The sequence below is a fragment of the Oligoflexia bacterium genome, assembly GCA_034439615.1.
Taxonomy (GTDB): domain Bacteria; phylum Bdellovibrionota; class Bdellovibrionia; order JABDDW01; family JABDDW01; genus JAWXAT01.
In genome coordinates this window covers 25,637-41,531 of sequence record JAWXAT010000010.1, presented here as the reverse complement: position 1 = coordinate 41,531, position 15,895 = coordinate 25,637, and the positions used below count along the sequence as shown (strand labels likewise).

Here is a 15,895-nt window from a genome sequence, read left to right as displayed (position 1 = left end):
CTTAAAAGCTCAAGCTTACGCCCGTGGGCTGTAATAAATCTAAAAGATTGCTAAATGTACTTGCCACTTGAATGGCGACCGATGGGCCGGCGGGGCTTGTTACTTTTTCGATTTCGCCACCTTTGCCGTAATTAACAGTAATGCTGCCAACCCCCTCACGCTCAATAATGGAAGGCTTTCCAAAACGCTCTTCGTACTTGATTGCTACTTTGCGTTTTGCTTGGTCTTCAATAACAGCGATGCGTCCGCGAGCATCATAGTTTAGTGTGATTTTTTGGCCATCAGAATTACTGGCTCTAACGAGATTTCCTTTGGTGTCGTAAAAGAACTCACTGGATTTATTGCCGCGAATAACTTTGTTAACTTTTTTAAGATTCGCATCATATTGCAATACTGTTGAAACTCCATCGGGTGTGAGTTTCTTTTTCAAAAGCCCATTATCGTAGTATTCAAATTTTGTAGATTTACCGTTACGAGCAACATTCATGGGTTTGCCTAGTTCATTATATGTAACATCTGTGCTCGCATCGTTTTCTTGGGTTTTACTGCGCTTAAGATATTTTCCGGTTTTATCGTTTTTAAGTTCGTACCAAAATTCATATTTTGCTCTCAAGATTATTTTGTCTTTGCATTTTTTAATAACGCTTGCCCAAAAATGATCACGTGGTTTGTCTTCGGACTCTTTGTAATCATAAGTCTCAAGGCAACCTTCTGGATCTTTATATGAAGTCACGAGATCGTAGTTTTTATTGTAGGTAAGTTCTTTAGTGGCTTTATCTGGAAATGTTACTTTTGTTAGATTATGGAGATCATCGTAGTCATATGTGAAAATCTGCCCGTTAGCGGCTTTGACATAGATGAGATCATTTAGATTCTTAAATTTATAATCGACTTGAATTCCACCAGGCCCGGTGATGCTTTTTACTTTGCCATTGTCATAATAGCTAAAACTTATTTTACGGCCATTGTTGTCAGCTACATCGCGAAGGCGTTTTCCGTCGTAAGCGAAGGTGAGGTAATTGCTGTTGCGGTCATAAATTTTTTCAAGCTTTCCCTGCAATGTAAATTTTTGAATGCTGCCTTCAACTGTTGTGCGTGAATAGTAATTTCCAGATTTTTCAATAAATTCAACATCACGCCCGTGAGCGTAGAAGCGCGATTTATCGACGATAGGGCGAACGATATTGTATTTACTGGCATACTCAGAGCGAAGTGCGTTTTCTGTTTTTAATCGTTTTTCTAATTCATTCAAATAAGCTGCATTTGAATTGGGATTATCGGCCTTTGTTTTTTCAATAATAGTTTTAACTGTTTTCTCAATGTCTTTTTCTGAAAAGCCTTTTGATAAAAATAGTGTTTCTTGTCCGGCGCCACATTCTGTAAGCCTGAGATTTCCTTCGGCGGTGATTTCAAGTGAGGTTTCAAAATCAGAACACCATCCAAAACCAAACAGACCATTATAAAGAGTGCGGCTGTTATAAGCTCGAACAACTTTAAGATCATAACCTGTGCCGGGAATAGATAGGTCTAACCACGCATCAGCGTAATTAGCGTTTTTTAAATCGACAAGAGCGTGGGCATTAATAGAAACCAAACTCAGTGTCAAAACCAGTGCATTAAAAATTGTTTTCATTGAAAATTCCCATATTGTTGTTAGACCTTAATTTTAACAATTTTCCTGATCATCAAGCCACCAATAATTTGTAGCGTCAACATGATTACCAAGATGAACCAGCCCAATGTCTTATTAAAAAGTGGTGCAATGTAAGCTGGATCCATAAAATAAAACACCACAAGCAGTACAAACGGTGTGGCGGTTATAATCATTCCTTGCATAACACCTTGTGCTGTTACGGCTGCGATTTTTTTCTCTATTTTAATTCTCTCACGAATTGTTTTTACGATCGTGTCAAAAGTTTCAGCAATATTTCCGCCGGTGTCTTTGAGAATGTTAACAGCAGTCACGAACATTTGAACATCCGCATAGGGAATACGTTTTGCGAGATCTACCATAACTTCTTCTAAACTTACGCCTAAGGAAATTTGTGAGAGCATAAGTTCAAATTCTTGGGAAATTGGATCGGGCATATTATCGACGATTAATTTCATGGCTTGAGGAATACTTAAACCTGATTTGAGTCCGCTTGACATCAATGTTAGGCCGTCAACTAGTTGATCGACAAACTGACTTGATCTGCGCGCATAGTAAGCGTCAACCAAAAATCGGGGAATCTTCCAGCCCACAAAGGTAACAATGCAACCGAGTGTGATTCCAAATAATAAATTAGGATAAAACAAAATAAATACAAGTGCGCCGCCGCCAAAACTTCCCATGAGCATGGCGCCTGTGATCTGGCGATGATTGATTTCAACAAACATAATATCAAGGCGCTTAATAACGTACTCACGATTGCCAAGGCTTTGTTCTTTTAGCCATTCGAGAATACGATCTGCGTAAGAGTAGACAATAATAAAAATACACATTCCTACGCCAGGTATAACGATCCATGGAGAGCCAAAGAGGGTCATTTCTTAACTCCTCCAGCGGCTAATCCGTTACTCACGCCGGTAAAAAGTGTGCGCGGAACTTTCACACCTTTACGTTCAAACTCTTCAATGAAAGTTGGTATAAAACCAGTAGCTTGAAATTGGCCGATGATTTTTCTATTTTTATCAAAACCTTCTTCTTTGTATCGATAAATTTCTTGAAGTGTGACGATGTCACCTTGCATTCCGATGACTTCGGTAATACTGGTAATTTTTCGTGTACCATCTGAGAGTCTACTAATTTGAATAATGAGATCTATTGCACTTGCAACTTGTTCACGAATGGCGCGTGCTGGGAGTTCCATGCCAGACATTAAACAAAGTGTTTCAAGACGACTAACAGCTTCACGTGGATTATTTGAATGCACTGTTGTTAAACTTCCATCGTGACCTGTATTCATAGCTGAGAGCATATCTAATGCTTCACCGCCTCGACATTCTCCGACGATAATTCTATCAGGTCGCATGCGTAGTGTGTTGCGTACGAGATCGCGAATCGTAACGGCTCCCTCGCCTTCAATGTTTGAGGGGCGAGTTTCAAGGCGAATAACATGTTCTTGTTTAAGTTGTAGTTCTGCTGCATCTTCAACAGTTATGATGCGCTCAGTAGCGGGAATAAACCCTGAGAGCACATTCAGGAGTGTTGTTTTACCAGAACCTGTACCACCGCTGATAATAACGTTGAGTCTATTTTCAATGCAGATGCGCAAGAAATCTATCATCGGTTCAGTCATTGTGCCAAAGCCAACATAGTCTTTATATGTGATGGGAGTTTTTGCAAATTTTCTTATCGTGATACAGGGGCCGTCAAGTGCTAGTGGTGGAATCACAGCATTCACGCGGCTTCCGTCTTTAAGTCTTGCATCAACGTAAGGTGATTTTTCATCAATGCGACGACCAAGTGGTGTAACGATTCTTTCTATGATTGTGAGAAGTTGTTGGTTGCTAGTAAAACTTAAATCAGATTTTGTAAGTCGACCATTTCTCTCAACGAAGATAAGATCACGTCTATTAACCATGATTTCAGAAACTGCGATATCAGCTAATAAATCTTCCAGTGGCCCAAGGCCTAAGGCTTCATCAAGAACTTCTTTTACGATTTGTGCGCGCTCTTCGCGAGAAAAACTTTGCCCTTCTTTTTCAAGAAGACTAGCAATGACTTGTTGAGTTTTAAGTCTCAGATCACTTTCTTTTGCAACATCACCACCTGTTTCAGTAATGCCTTTTTTGAGATCCATTGTTTCAATAAGGCCGCGGTGTAAGCGTCGCTTAAGACTTGTGCGAACATCAAACTCTTCAGATTTTTTTGTATCATTGGGGCGCGCTTGTGTTGTGCTCGCAGCACCGAGAGCTTTGATTTGATTGCCCGTTGTATCAATAGCTTTAACACTTTTGGGTTTATTAAGTTGTCGCATTTTATCAAGTGCGCCACCTTGTGTGAGTTTTCTTACGGTCTCGTGAAATGCTACTGAAATTGCGGTTCTGGGTTGCGACGCTACAAAAGGGGTTGAGCGAGCAAGGGCCGCACCTGCTGTTGTGTCGTCTTGAGGAATTAAACCCACAACATTTTTTCTTAAAGCTTGAGCGACACCCTGGGGGTTGAGTTGTGAACCAGCGCCCACTTTGTTAATAACTATTTGAAGCATGTCAGATGGGAACATCATGCCCATAAGTTGATTGAGCATTTTCATGGTTTGATTTACAGCTAATATTTCAGGCAATGTTAATACCAGTGCGCATGAGGCAACTTCCATAACTGCGAGTTGTGGATTTAAAAAAGTAGTGCCAACATCTACAATGATAAAATTATAAAAATTACTTAAGCCATCGAGAGATTTTTTAAGACCTTCGATATTCACATCATAGGCATCGCTAGGGCTTTTTACAGCACCGATAAAATGTAAGCCTGATGCATGTGGTGTAATGAGAGAATTAATTGTTGCTGGCGCAATTTGTCCGCTAAACGTTGCGACTTCAGAAATTGTTTTATTCGGACGTAAACCAAGAATGACGTTTTGATCACCACAACTTTGTGCATCAAGGTCGATAAGTAAAACGCGAGCACGCAATTCTAAAATCAGAGCTTGGGCAAAGCCTGCTGCAAAAACACTTTTGCCAACGCCGCCTTTTCCGCCTGATACCGCAATGATATGACATTGTTGATTGATCGCCACAGTGACTTTTCTCCCAACTTCTTATCGGAAAAAACGTGAGAATCTTCAAGGTAACTAGATCTATGTCGAGTCGAGTTTTAGCTTATTCTTTTAAGCGAAACTTCTTTTTGATGTCATCACTGCCTTCAGAGGCTGAATACATAATTACGGGTGTGACAAACACCACAAATTGACTTTGGTTACGCTGAAACTGTTTACTGGCATACAGTGAAATCAAAGGATTCTCACTAGCACCTTTTGGTAATCGATTATAAGCCATGCTTGAGTCATTGCTTACGAGTCCACCAATTGCTGCACTTTGTGCACTTCGTACGGCAAGACGAGTAGAAATGCTTTTACTACTAACAAGCGGGCCTTTTTCGGTCTGACCGATAAGACTTTTTAAACTAAATACGATAGTCATATTCACGCTGTCTGATTTGCTACTCACAATGCTGGGAGTAATTGTCATGTCAATGCCAGCTTCTTCAAAATTTGTTGTGAGTTGACCGTACTGATTTTGAACGGTGTATGGAATACGCGTAATTGATTTAATCATTCCGGGATTTCCATCTTGAACGATAATGCTTGAGCTTTGAAGAACGCGCGCATGCCCGTGTGCTTTTGCGAAATTAAGTTTTGGCAATAAATCGTTTATTGTACCTGTGATCGTGCTTAAAACTCCTCCCGGTGAGTTGCCACCGGTGGAGAATTGCACTCCTGAATCTTCTTTTAAAGTAGGGGTCCATTGAAATCTAAAACCCCGCGTGTAATCTTTTTGAAGTTCAACAAAGTGAACAACAACCTTGATGATTTTACCGGGTTGGGGTTCAGCACCGGGCTTAACACTTAATAAATTAATTACAGAATCAATTTTACGTTTTTTAAGAAGCCCCGCACTCTCTGCAGCTTCAATAATAATGTCGGGAACATATGTTTTTGCTATGATCTCAGCTTTTTGCTTTTCGGATTCACTTGCAGCTACACCTTCAAGAATAAATTTTTCATTAACAGCGCGAACATGAATCTCAGGGTTACCGATATCCTTTTCAATAAGTTCAGCGATTTTTTTCTGAGCAAGTGGACTCATTGTAACAATGCTTGAGGCAACATCGCTAAATTGAGTAACAACACTATAAATGCGGTTCATATCTCGTGGTAATAATATTTCTCCGTCGATAATGACCTTGTTATTAACTATTTTAATTTGAATGCCATCAACGTCACCTAGTAGGCTTTTAATTTCTGAAGCAACGCGGTTAAGATTGTTTTTTCGTACAGTGATGACGTATTCGGCAATGAGTCGGCCTTTTGAATCGCGTAAGTTAAAATTTGTGGTTCCGGCTTGTAGGGGCTCAAAGCGAATGATTTTTAATTCTTTAGCAATTGCGATTCTTACAACACTTCGGTTGTACGATGAATCTTCGCTTAAAGTATCAGGCATGTTTGGAACTTTCTTTTCCTCAGTCAAACCAATGGTAAGGCCGATGTATTGCTTTCCAGCAAAACTTTGATTTGGTACCAGGATAAGAAATCCTAGAAATAAAAATATCAACATTTTCACCTTAATCTTCATGATCCTCCCTAATACTTAACTTCACTGCCACGAACTTCGACAAAGCCGCCCGCTTTAGCAGGAGCGCGTTGGGCAGAGCTAGCAGCTTGTGCTGCAGCAGTGGCAGTAGCTGCTTGTTGTTGGGCTTGTTGAAGTTTGGCTTGTAAAGCGCGATCACTGTCCATTTCTAAGACAGAATCAATTGTGGCTGTTCTTAAACGTGTGAGAATTTTATCATTGCCATTTCTTAAGCTTAGAAAAATTGCTCCGGGCGCAACGCTTAAAATGTAAATTAGATTTTGCGCCTGACGGGGATCTACTTCTACGGTGACGGTATTATAACCGGTGTCGCCGTTAAGATTTTTATAAACGGGTTTTCCGTTAAATGAATCAAGTTGTAATACGCGAGGTATATTATTTGTGACATTAAGACCTGTTGCTAATATCAAAATATCTTGGAGCAATGTTTTAACTTCGCGGCGCTCGTTTTTACCATCTCCATAACTTATGCTTGTAAGTATATCTACGCGATCGCCAGGGCGAATGAGTTTTCCAACGCCTCTGACTTCGTCAACGGGAATTGTAACTGCGCGTTTATCAGGAGCCACTTGTAGTGATAGACCGGTGTTTGGCCCGGGGGCTAAAAGTTTTGTCAGTAAAATTTGCTCACCTTTTTTAATGGGGGCAGCTGCTACTAAACCAACAGCGTCGTCGGGGTTTTCAATTGCACCTGGCTGAATAAAATCAACTGGACGCTCTTCTTGAGTTAACATTGTTTCATCAAGAGTGATCATTTCGACTATATCTTTTGATGCAATGAGAACTGTTTTTGTTGTGCCGTAGCGTTTATCGTATTGGGCTTTTTGCTCTTGAGTGTAACTGTAAATAAGAAACATCGCCACGAGTGCGCATCCCATTGATACCCAAAATGTTCTACTGTTTTGATTCATACTTATCCCCCGCACCGAGCATCTAAGCAAATTCCGTAACCAGATTTAATAACGATCGTTGATGCTTTTGAAGTGCGATCATCCAATCGATCAGACTGCGTGATACTTGGCTTAACTTGATTATCTTCTTTTACCTGAGTTAAAATTCTACCAACGGCACTGATTTGAGCATTATCATTTTCTAATTGATCTTCGTCGTTTATGGCGTGAAATCGTTGTCCGTCGGCTGTGAAATCAACCCCTTTTTGCTTGGCCTCTTCTAGTGTAAGTTCTTGTCGAAGAGTGTTTGGATTGCTGCGATGTTGAAGTGTTTCAAAAAGATAGGTGCGTGCAGCAATAGAATTTAAAATACCTGTATGAATGACGGTGAAAAAATCAATGACGTAAGCAGTGAGTGTGATGAACACAAATAAAAAAGCTAAAGTTTCTACAAGTGCAAAACCTTTTTCATCCTTTTTATTTTTCTTACACATTTTCATCATCAACATCCATTATCTGTAATTGGTATAAATCTTCCGGCATCACAACCCCCGGGGCATGTTGGCGAGACCACTTCAAGAAGTGCCTTATAACTTGTTGACATGAATTTGGAGCATTCTTGAAAAGAGGGCTCTCGAAGTAAAAAACTTGATACCGTAGCTTTAAAAGAACCTCCGTTTGGCGGTTCAATAGCTTCACCCAAAAAAGGTAAGTTTAAATTTAATATCGGAATTATAAATTTGATTTGTGCGCCTACAAATTGATTACGGGTAGATGGAGCATTTATTTGTTCTCGATACGCGGTGAAATCTCCGACATCGCGGCTTTGGGGTGGAAGAACGATCCAACCAGCTTTTTGCGCTGAGGCTAAGAAGGGTAAGCTCTTTGTGAGAACTTCCATTTTATTATTTCCAACATTTTTTTGATCTGTCTCGGTGAGATCGGCTGCAAAATAAGCGCGGCTTCCGGCAAAACTCACATACTGTACGACTTCGGTTAATGTTAATGCAAATGTCAGTGCGCCTAAAAGAGTAGAGATGCTGATAATAAGAATCAGTGAAAACATGAAGTCTACGGTGAGTTGCCCTGATTGATTTAATATATTTTTCATTTTGACACCCGCGTTGAGTGACGTTGAAAAGCCGTTGGGTGATTAGGCGCAGCAGTCCCGCGAGCGGTGACGGGTATTCCAAATTCTATTACGGTTGAAAGTTTGCCCCAAGATTTTCCGAACACATTTTGAAACAAACCTTTTTCACGTAAAATTTTTGCAGCGCCAGTCCAACATACGATGACTACGGCCATCAGAAGAATTGACTCTACAAGAGCTTGACCTGATTTTGATTTCAATCGTTTTAAATTTTTCATGGCATTTTGCTCCATGACCATTGAGTAAGTGCTGCCATCAACATTGATGCTGCAAATGGAAAACGATGAAGTTGTTTATTTTCGATTTTTTTAAATAAAAATAAATGCAAAAGATTTTGTGAAACAGCCTTAATTTCTCCGCGAAATGCAGATTGCAAAACGCCAAAGATCGCACCCCAGATGAGTGAGAAGAGTCCGATCATCAAAATGTTAAGCGCACCAGTGGTGATGCCAACTACTGCTAAAAGTTTAAGATCACCGCCACCAATCACGCCAAACCAAGCCAAAGGAAAATAAAATCCAAAGCCTGTTAAAAACCCAAGTCCTGCATTTGTTAACCCAGCTCCGCCTGCTGTAATTACAACTACGATTACTGAAATAACAGCGCTGATGAGCATGAGTTTATTTGGTATGCGATGAGTGCGAAAGTCGGTAATTGTCGCAGCGGTTAAAATTCCAAATGCGCAAAGAAGAGTGTAGTTATTTATCATTATCCACTCCTCCCTTTGATTTCACAGGAACAGCCCATGCGCCTTTGGCAAAACCCCCGCCTGTTTCAAGGCGTTGTTGGATTTTACCTCCGAGATAGGGTGTGGCACTGCTAAAAGTAAGCGGGACCTTCTTGGCGATGACGCCAATGAAAGTTAAAAAGATAGCCGTGAGTAGAACGAATTCTACAAGTGCTTGCCCTGCCGCATTCACTTTTTAGCCCTTCTCCGATAAATTGAGACTTCTATGTCTCGCCCGTTAATTATTTAAAAACATTGTCGCCAGCATCGCCGACATTACCTGTCCACTTTGTAATTAAGCCGGAAATTTGGCCTTTAAAAACAAGAATGATGGTCGCAAGTACGCCAACAAGTAGAATGTACTCAAGCATCCCCTGGCCGTTTTCATCTTTTAAAATTGCCATAAATTTTTTCATCTGCCCCTCCGGGTAATAAAATAGACATCAATGGATGCGCTTAAACACATCTCACCAATGATTATATCGGCCCAAACCCTTGAATACTTGAGGACCTCCGTCGAGCCACGAAATGCACGGCCTTACTTTTGGTAATTATGAGCTTTAATTGGATATAATAACGAATGTAGTGGAATTGAGGTTTTTAAGACTTAAATCTAGATGGAAAAAACCTGAGGAGCCGTTTGTTTGCTTTTTAAATGCAAATTAACTCAAATAATTACCAAAAGTAAGGCCGTGCATTTTTAGCCGTGGGTGAGGTGATAGCGGACGGTGGTTACGACGACGCGGCGTTTGAAGGCGAGGGCGGCTTTTATGATAATTGCGGTTTGATTATGCAGAATGTTTTGCCACCATTTTGCTGTAACAAACTCAGGAATAATTACGGTAATTCGACCTTCGGGATTTCGCTTCATTTCTTCAGCAATAAAATCAAATAATGGCCGCGTCACTGAGCGGTAAGGTGAAGGCAATATTTTAAGCTCAACACCCATTCCATATATTCCCCATTCATTAATAATGCGCTCTGTGATTCGAGGAGTAATGTCGATGTAACAAGCTGTGATGTTTTTACTAATGCTTCGAGCGTAATTCAGTGCTTCTAAAACGCCACGATGAATTCCTGAAACAGGAATCACCACGTGATGTGTAGAAATGGGCGGGGTTTCTGGTGGTGGCCCGTCAAGGCGCAGTTGACTTCCGACAAGTGTGTAGTGATGTTTGATGCGGCGAAATTGAAAAACCAAAAGTGGTGTCATCAGACAAACGAGCCAACCACCTTGAGGAAATTTTGTAATAACAATAACCATAAGAACCACAAAAGTAGTCAAGCAACCAACAGCGTTGATCACGATATTGCGTTGCCAGTTATTGCCTTTGTGCACATACCAATGTTTCACCATGCCCGCTTGTGACAAAGTAAAACTTAAGAAAACCCCAATAGCATAGAGTGGAATCAAAAGATGAACGTCTGATTTAAAAATCCAGATGAGAAACATCGAAATTAAACCAAGACCCATAATGCCGTTACTAAACACCAGGCGATCTCCGCGCGATGCGAGTTGTCTTGGCAAATATCGATCTTCAGCTAAGAGTGAAGTGACTAAGGGAAATCCGTTGAAACTTGTATTGGCAGCTAAAAATAAAATCAAAGCAGTTGACGCTTGAATGAAGTAATAAAAAAGATTGCTGCCCGTGATGCGCGCCAATTGCGAAATAACAGTTTCATGATCTTTAGGCATAATATTGTAAACGTGCGTGAAGTAACTAACCCCCGCGAATAAAATGGCGAGCAGTATTGCCATCCACACAAGAGTTGTTTTTGCATTTTTTTGTTCGGGTTGTTTAAATGCTGTTACGCCATTACTGATGGCTTCAACTCCCGTGAGTGCTGCGCAACCACTTGAAAAGGCAATTAAGATCATAAAAATACCAACACCATCAGTTGTTTGAGGCATGAGTGGAGTTGTAACTTCTGGTGGATTAATAAAAATGGATTGAATTCCTAACCAAGCAAATAAAATGAACATTCCAATAATAAAAACATAAGTCGGAATAGCAAAAACGCTTCCTGATTCGCGTATGCCTCGCAAATTCATAAACATCAAAATTAAAATCGCAACATTTGCAATCGCCACACTATGCGGCAGCATCGTCGGAAATGCTGACGTAACGGCGGCCACACCAGCTGCAATAGAAACAGCGACTGTTAAAATATAATCTATAAGTAGAGATGCTCCCGCAACGAGGCCAACATTTTCTCCTAAGTTTTCTTTACTCACTGTGTAGGCGCCACCGCCATTTGGATAAGCAGAAATGGTTTGGCGATAGCTCAAGACTAAAATCCACAACAAGCCAACAATGCTTAGTGAAATTGGCCATGTCCAGGGAAGTGCGTGGACAATAATTGCAGCTTTGGCGAGTTCAAGAATTATAGCTTCAGAGGCGTAGGCAACAGATGAAAGGGCATCAGAGGAAAATACAGCTAAGGCTTTTCGTTTAGAGAGTCGTTCGTGGCTGACGCGGTCTGTTGAAAGTGGTACGCCGACCATGAATCTTTTAAGTGCGCTTAACATTGCTGAAAATCCTTACGCTGATTAATGTTGGTGACACTGAGTATAGGCACGTTGCCAGGTGATTGCAAGTAAGGCATATTTGAAGTGTTAATTTGTATTTAGCAAGCGGAGGTAATGCATGTTTCATCAAAATAAAGGTAAGACAACGCCACAAGCTCATGTGGATATTCCCAAAGGCACTTATGAGGATGAACATGGGAGAAAAGGTTTTTTCGGGCGAGTTACACATCTCTATCACACAAACGCTCCCACAAATTGGCAAAAGATTGAGGGTAAATGCAAACCCCAGGCTTTTAACTATTTAAAAATGGCCGCCGGAAAAGACCCCTGGCAGGCAACTTTTGGATTAGAAAATAACGATGTGAAAGTTGGGTTCATGCAACCCACTGGAACAATGCCTTACTTTTATCGTTGTGCAGATGGCGACGTTGTTTATTTTATTCATGAAGGTCAAGGCGTAATTGAAACTGATTTTGGCCCGCTTAATTACGAGCGTGGCGATTATTTAGTTGTTCCAAAAGGAACAACACATCGTTTTGTTACGTCTTCAGGTGCGCAAAAATATCTTGTCGTTGAATCTCGAACAGAAGTTAATTTGCCCGATAAAGGTTTATTAGGTCAGCATGCGCTCTTTGACCCAGCTGTTATTGCAACTCCGAATCCTGAGCCTAAAGATGAAAAAGGAAGTTTTGAAGTAAAAATAAAAAGACAAAATGAATTCACAATAGTCACTTATGGTTTTAACCCACTTGATGTCGTCGGTTGGAAGGGTGATTTGTGTGTTGTGAAAGTGAACATTAAAGATTTTAGACCGGTGACAAGTCATAGATATCATTTAGCGCCTTCTGTGCATTCAACTTTTGTCGGCGGTGGATTTGTCATTTGTAGTTTTGTGCCAAGGCCTTTTGAAACAGAGCCTGGTGCAAATCGAGTTCCGTTTTATCATCGCAATATTGATTGTGATGAAGTGATATTTTATCATGACGGTGATTTCTTCTCACGTAAAGACATGGGTGCTGGAATGGTAACGTTTCACCCGTACGGCATTCATCATGGCCCACACCCAACTGCCGCCGAAGGTGCTAAAGGAAAAGTAATGACAAACGAGTACGCCGTGATGGTCGATACCTACAGACCACTGAACCCAACAAAAGAAGCGCTGGCTGTTGAAAACGCCAACTACTATTTAAGCTGGAAAGAATAACGGCGATGACCAAGTTATTATCCACAACTGTATTTGCATTTTTAATTTTTAATTTATTTTCTGTTGATGCAGAAGCGCGAAAGAAAAAACGTTCGAAACTTAATATTGTTGTGAATCAAATTCTAAAACTTGACGGAACACTTACGCGTAATGGTGAGCCTGCGCCTGAGTTTTCTGGAGTTAAAGATGGCGATCTTCTTGAAACGGGGGAAAGAAGTGTTGCGATAATAAAAATTCCAGGGCTCGGCCTTTTTCGCATGGGTTCTCAGACAAAATTTCGTATGACAAAATTTCAAGGCCGAGACCTTACGCGCTTAGAACTTATTGGCGGTGATATTACAGTTTTATTTAAAAGATTGGGTGATCACGAGATGATTTTGCCCCGAGGTGTAATCGAACCATTGGGCGCAAGTTTTAAAGCTTCAACTGACGCAAAAGAAATCGACAATGTGGTTTTATGCAGCGGTAAACTAAAACTTAAAGCGTTTACAAAGGCAGAAGAAAATGAACGCGCAGCTGAAGCGAATCCAAAACCAAAAGGTAAAAAATCATCACTAACTAAAATTAATCAAACTGCGATTATCGGAATGCCGGTTGTTGCAGCGCCCGTTGTTACAACCGCGAGTGCCACACCGGCTCCTACTGATACACCCTCTGATAAATTACCCACGGAGATTACTCTCACTCTGGAGAGTGAAAGCAAGTATGTGCAACTTGTGGATCAAGGTTTAGAAATAAAACCAAAAGGTGAAATCATAAGTTGTAATCAAAAATTGATGGCGGATTTAGAATCGCTTTACGGTTTGCCGTAAAAACAAAAACCCCTCACTGTTCAGGTGAGGGGCTTAAAGTTCAAATTAAATTTTCAAAAATTTATAATGGATCCTCAGAAGCAACGTCGCGATCATTTTCTACATCTGCTTCAGAAACGCGTCCTTTACCTGGTTTTTGTGGAGAGCTGCCACCTTCTTTTTTTGCCTTAGCAGCTAAGCAATTATTGTATGCACGGATAATAGCGTTGAGGCGTGAATTATGCCGACTATAATCAGACGCCACTTTAATTGGAGCCACACATTTGTTATTTGCGAGTCCAAGGTAGCCATTAAAAGTGCTAACATATGCTTTTTGAGCTGGAGCAAGTTCATTTTTTCTAATTTCATTGATTTGCTTTTGCAACTCATTGATTTTAGCTTGTGCCGTTTTAATTTTTTCATCAGCAGTTTTAATTTTAAGATCGTTACCAACTAAAAGGTATTCAGCTTTACAGGCTTTGGGGTCTTTACATTTACAAACATGCTCTAAACCTTTAAGTTCGCATGCTGGAGTTTCAGCCACCTGTGTTGGTGCGGGTTTTGGCACTACAGGGGCGACAACTGGAGGCGCGGGCTCAGTAGGTGCAGATGTTGACTTTGTATCTGTAATTTTTTGATGACCAGATTCACTATCAAGACCAAAACTAGTTGAAGTTTTAGCGCCCTCTTTAAGTTTTCCGAAATCTTGTACATCTTTTGAAAACCCTAAATAAACGCGTTCACTTTTTTGATTTGCAAATTCTAATTTTCCATTTACTGAACGAACGTAGACTCCGTTTGAATCATTACCTTTAACACGAATAAAACCTTCAAGAGCCTTACCATCGGGGCTAACAAGTGGTGATTTTGGAAGTTTTGAAACGCGCTCTTCTTTTTTAGCACCCTGAGCAACTTGTAAGTTACAGACTTGTTTGCTTACATTTTTTGCTCGGTGAATTTTCCAAAAACTACCATCTTCTTCATAAAAACAGTCTTTCTCGACCATAAAGAAGTGTGCGTTTTCATATTTAGCCATTGCAGAGCTTGCGAACAGCACCATGAGTGAGAAAAGTATTAAATGTTTCATATAAAAGGCCCCCTTAAAAGAATTAGCATTAAGCATATGCACCTCACTGATCGGCTGATATCGACGGAACTTTAGGCTAGATCGCCAAATTAATATACACATAGCGTCAAAACGTTAGACAAGATTCGCATCTATATATCTTGGTCGTTGACTCAATTTTCTGCACCGTGCTAGTTTGCGCCTAACGACTTGCAACCACATGTGGAATATTCAATTTAAGAGGTGGTAATTCTTTGTCCAAAGTAACTTTAAAAGCTTTTAGTTTTATCGACTCACTTCAACCGCAACTTGCCACATTCGTCGGCACAACGGCTCGCGGTTTTTTGCCAATTCCAGGGGATGCTGCCTTATATGTAGAGATCGCGCCAGGTATTGCGATCAACACAGTTATGGATATCGCTTTGAAGGCGACAAAAGTCAGACCCGCAATGCAAATTGTTGAGCGTGCGTTTGGTTTGCTTGAAGTTCATCATCCAGATCAAGGTGAAGTGCGCCAAGCGGGTAAAGCAATTCTTGATTCATTAGAATTAAGCGAAGAACAAAGACAAAAACCAAAAGTTGTTTCAAACCAAGTCATCAGACACGTAGAACCTGACCATGCGATTTTAGTTAACTCAAATCGCTGGGGAAATATGCTGTTACCTGGCCAATCACTTTTTATTTTAGAAACTGAACCAGCGGGCTACATTACTTTTGCTGCAAACGAAGCAGAAAAAGCGGCCAACGTTTCTTTAGTTGAAGTGAAACCTTTTGGCGCATTCGGGCGTTTGTGGATGGCGGGTACTGAAAGTGAAATCGATTCGGCTCGTGAAGCCGCTATTAAAGCTTTAGAAAATATTACGGGTGTATAACTCATAACTAGTGTCGCGCTAATAATGGCGCACACATCAGGAGATCCAAATGGATAATTCATCAGACGCATTAGGCATGATCGAAACCAAAGGTTTTATCGGAATGGTTGAAGCTTCCGACGCCATGGTTAAAGCTGCAAAAGTAGAACTCGTTGGTTACGAAAAAATTGGTGGTGGTTATGTAACTGCTATCGTTCGTGGCGACGTTGCTGCAGTGAAAGCTGCAACAGAAGCGGGTTCACGCGCTGCTGAAAAAGTAGGCGAACTTGTAAGTGTACACGTTATTCCTCGTCCTCATGGCAACATCGATATGGCTCTTCCACTTGGTCGTGGCGCAAAACGCGTTAACAATAAGTAAGGTTAAAACGCAC

At 40.8% G+C, this 15,895-nt stretch carries 17 protein-coding genes; 4 read left to right on the top strand and 13 right to left on the bottom strand.

Features of this window, described 5'->3' with window-relative positions; translation table 11 throughout:
* Nucleotide 1 precedes the first annotated feature (1 nt).
* From SGI74_03160 to SGI74_03105, 12 genes are all read right to left on the bottom strand, one after another.
* Nucleotides 2-1,633 carry a DUF6531 domain-containing protein gene (locus tag SGI74_03160; protein MDZ4676485.1) on the bottom strand — a complete coding sequence of 544 codons (1,632 nt, stop codon included), beginning with the start codon at nt 1,631-1,633 and terminating at the stop codon, nt 2-4.
* Between the two features lie 20 nt (nt 1,634-1,653).
* Nucleotides 1,654-2,529 carry a type II secretion system F family protein gene (locus tag SGI74_03155; protein ID MDZ4676484.1) on the bottom strand — a complete coding sequence of 292 codons (876 nt, stop codon included), beginning with the start codon at nt 2,527-2,529 and terminating at the stop codon, nt 1,654-1,656.
* Nucleotides 2,526-4,721, bottom strand: a complete 2,196-nt coding sequence (locus SGI74_03150; protein ID MDZ4676483.1) for an ATPase, T2SS/T4P/T4SS family — start codon at nt 4,719-4,721, stop codon at nt 2,526-2,528. The genes SGI74_03155 and SGI74_03150 overlap by 4 nt, the downstream gene beginning before the upstream one ends.
* Before the next feature lie 82 nt (nt 4,722-4,803).
* Nucleotides 4,804-6,276, bottom strand: a complete 1,473-nt coding sequence (locus SGI74_03145) for a BON domain-containing protein (protein MDZ4676482.1) — start codon at nt 6,274-6,276, stop codon at nt 4,804-4,806.
* A gap of 8 nt (nt 6,277-6,284) precedes the next feature.
* Nucleotides 6,285-7,205 (bottom strand): Flp pilus assembly protein CpaB, encoded by a 921-nt coding sequence (gene cpaB / locus SGI74_03140; protein ID MDZ4676481.1) that lies wholly within the window; start codon nt 7,203-7,205, stop codon nt 6,285-6,287.
* A 2-nt stretch (nt 7,206-7,207) separates the two neighbouring features.
* Nucleotides 7,208-7,684, bottom strand: coding sequence for a hypothetical protein (locus SGI74_03135; protein ID MDZ4676480.1), 477 nt, complete (start codon nt 7,682-7,684; stop codon nt 7,208-7,210).
* Between the two features lie 2 nt (nt 7,685-7,686).
* Complete coding sequence (locus tag SGI74_03130) at nt 7,687-8,295, bottom strand: hypothetical protein (GenBank protein ID MDZ4676479.1); 609 nt, start codon at nt 8,293-8,295, stop codon at nt 7,687-7,689.
* Nucleotides 8,292-8,552 carry a hypothetical protein gene (locus SGI74_03125; protein MDZ4676478.1) on the bottom strand — a complete coding sequence of 87 codons (261 nt, stop codon included), beginning with the start codon at nt 8,550-8,552 and terminating at the stop codon, nt 8,292-8,294. Before SGI74_03125 ends, SGI74_03130 begins: the two co-directional genes overlap by 4 nt.
* The gene (locus SGI74_03120; GenBank protein MDZ4676477.1) at nt 8,549-9,043 is read right to left on the bottom strand and encodes an A24 family peptidase; all 495 of its coding nucleotides are present in this window, start codon (nt 9,041-9,043) and stop codon (nt 8,549-8,551) included. The genes SGI74_03125 and SGI74_03120 overlap by 4 nt, the downstream gene beginning before the upstream one ends.
* Nucleotides 9,033-9,254, bottom strand: coding sequence for a hypothetical protein (locus SGI74_03115; GenBank protein MDZ4676476.1), 222 nt, complete (start codon nt 9,252-9,254; stop codon nt 9,033-9,035). The genes SGI74_03120 and SGI74_03115 overlap by 11 nt, the downstream gene beginning before the upstream one ends.
* A 49-nt stretch (nt 9,255-9,303) precedes the next feature.
* Entirely contained in the window at nt 9,304-9,477 is a 174-nt protein-coding gene (locus SGI74_03110; GenBank protein ID MDZ4676475.1) for a Flp1 family type IVb pilin, read from the bottom strand.
* Between the two features lie 284 nt (nt 9,478-9,761).
* Complete coding sequence (locus SGI74_03105; GenBank protein MDZ4676474.1) at nt 9,762-11,591, bottom strand: APC family permease; 1,830 nt, start codon at nt 11,589-11,591, stop codon at nt 9,762-9,764.
* Between the two features lie 118 nt (nt 11,592-11,709).
* Between SGI74_03105 and SGI74_03100 the strand changes: the two genes are divergently transcribed.
* Nucleotides 11,710-12,795, top strand: a complete 1,086-nt coding sequence (locus SGI74_03100; protein ID MDZ4676473.1) for a homogentisate 1,2-dioxygenase — start codon at nt 11,710-11,712, stop codon at nt 12,793-12,795.
* A 5-nt stretch (nt 12,796-12,800) separates the two neighbouring features.
* A complete protein-coding gene (locus SGI74_03095) occupies nt 12,801-13,607 on the top strand; it encodes a hypothetical protein (protein MDZ4676472.1) in 807 nt (268 codons plus the stop codon).
* A 61-nt stretch (nt 13,608-13,668) separates the two neighbouring features.
* Here SGI74_03095 and SGI74_03090 read toward each other — a convergent pair whose 3' ends face one another.
* The gene (locus SGI74_03090) at nt 13,669-14,673 is read right to left on the bottom strand and encodes a hypothetical protein (GenBank protein ID MDZ4676471.1); all 1,005 of its coding nucleotides are present in this window, start codon (nt 14,671-14,673) and stop codon (nt 13,669-13,671) included.
* 233 nt (nt 14,674-14,906) lie between these two features.
* On the opposite strand from SGI74_03090, the gene SGI74_03085 reads away from it, so the two are divergent.
* Nucleotides 14,907-15,524, top strand: coding sequence for a hypothetical protein (locus SGI74_03085; GenBank protein ID MDZ4676470.1), 618 nt, complete (start codon nt 14,907-14,909; stop codon nt 15,522-15,524).
* A gap of 49 nt (nt 15,525-15,573) precedes the next feature.
* Entirely contained in the window at nt 15,574-15,882 is a 309-nt protein-coding gene (locus SGI74_03080) for a BMC domain-containing protein (protein ID MDZ4676469.1), read from the top strand.
* The last annotated feature ends 13 nt before the right edge of the window (nt 15,883-15,895 follow it).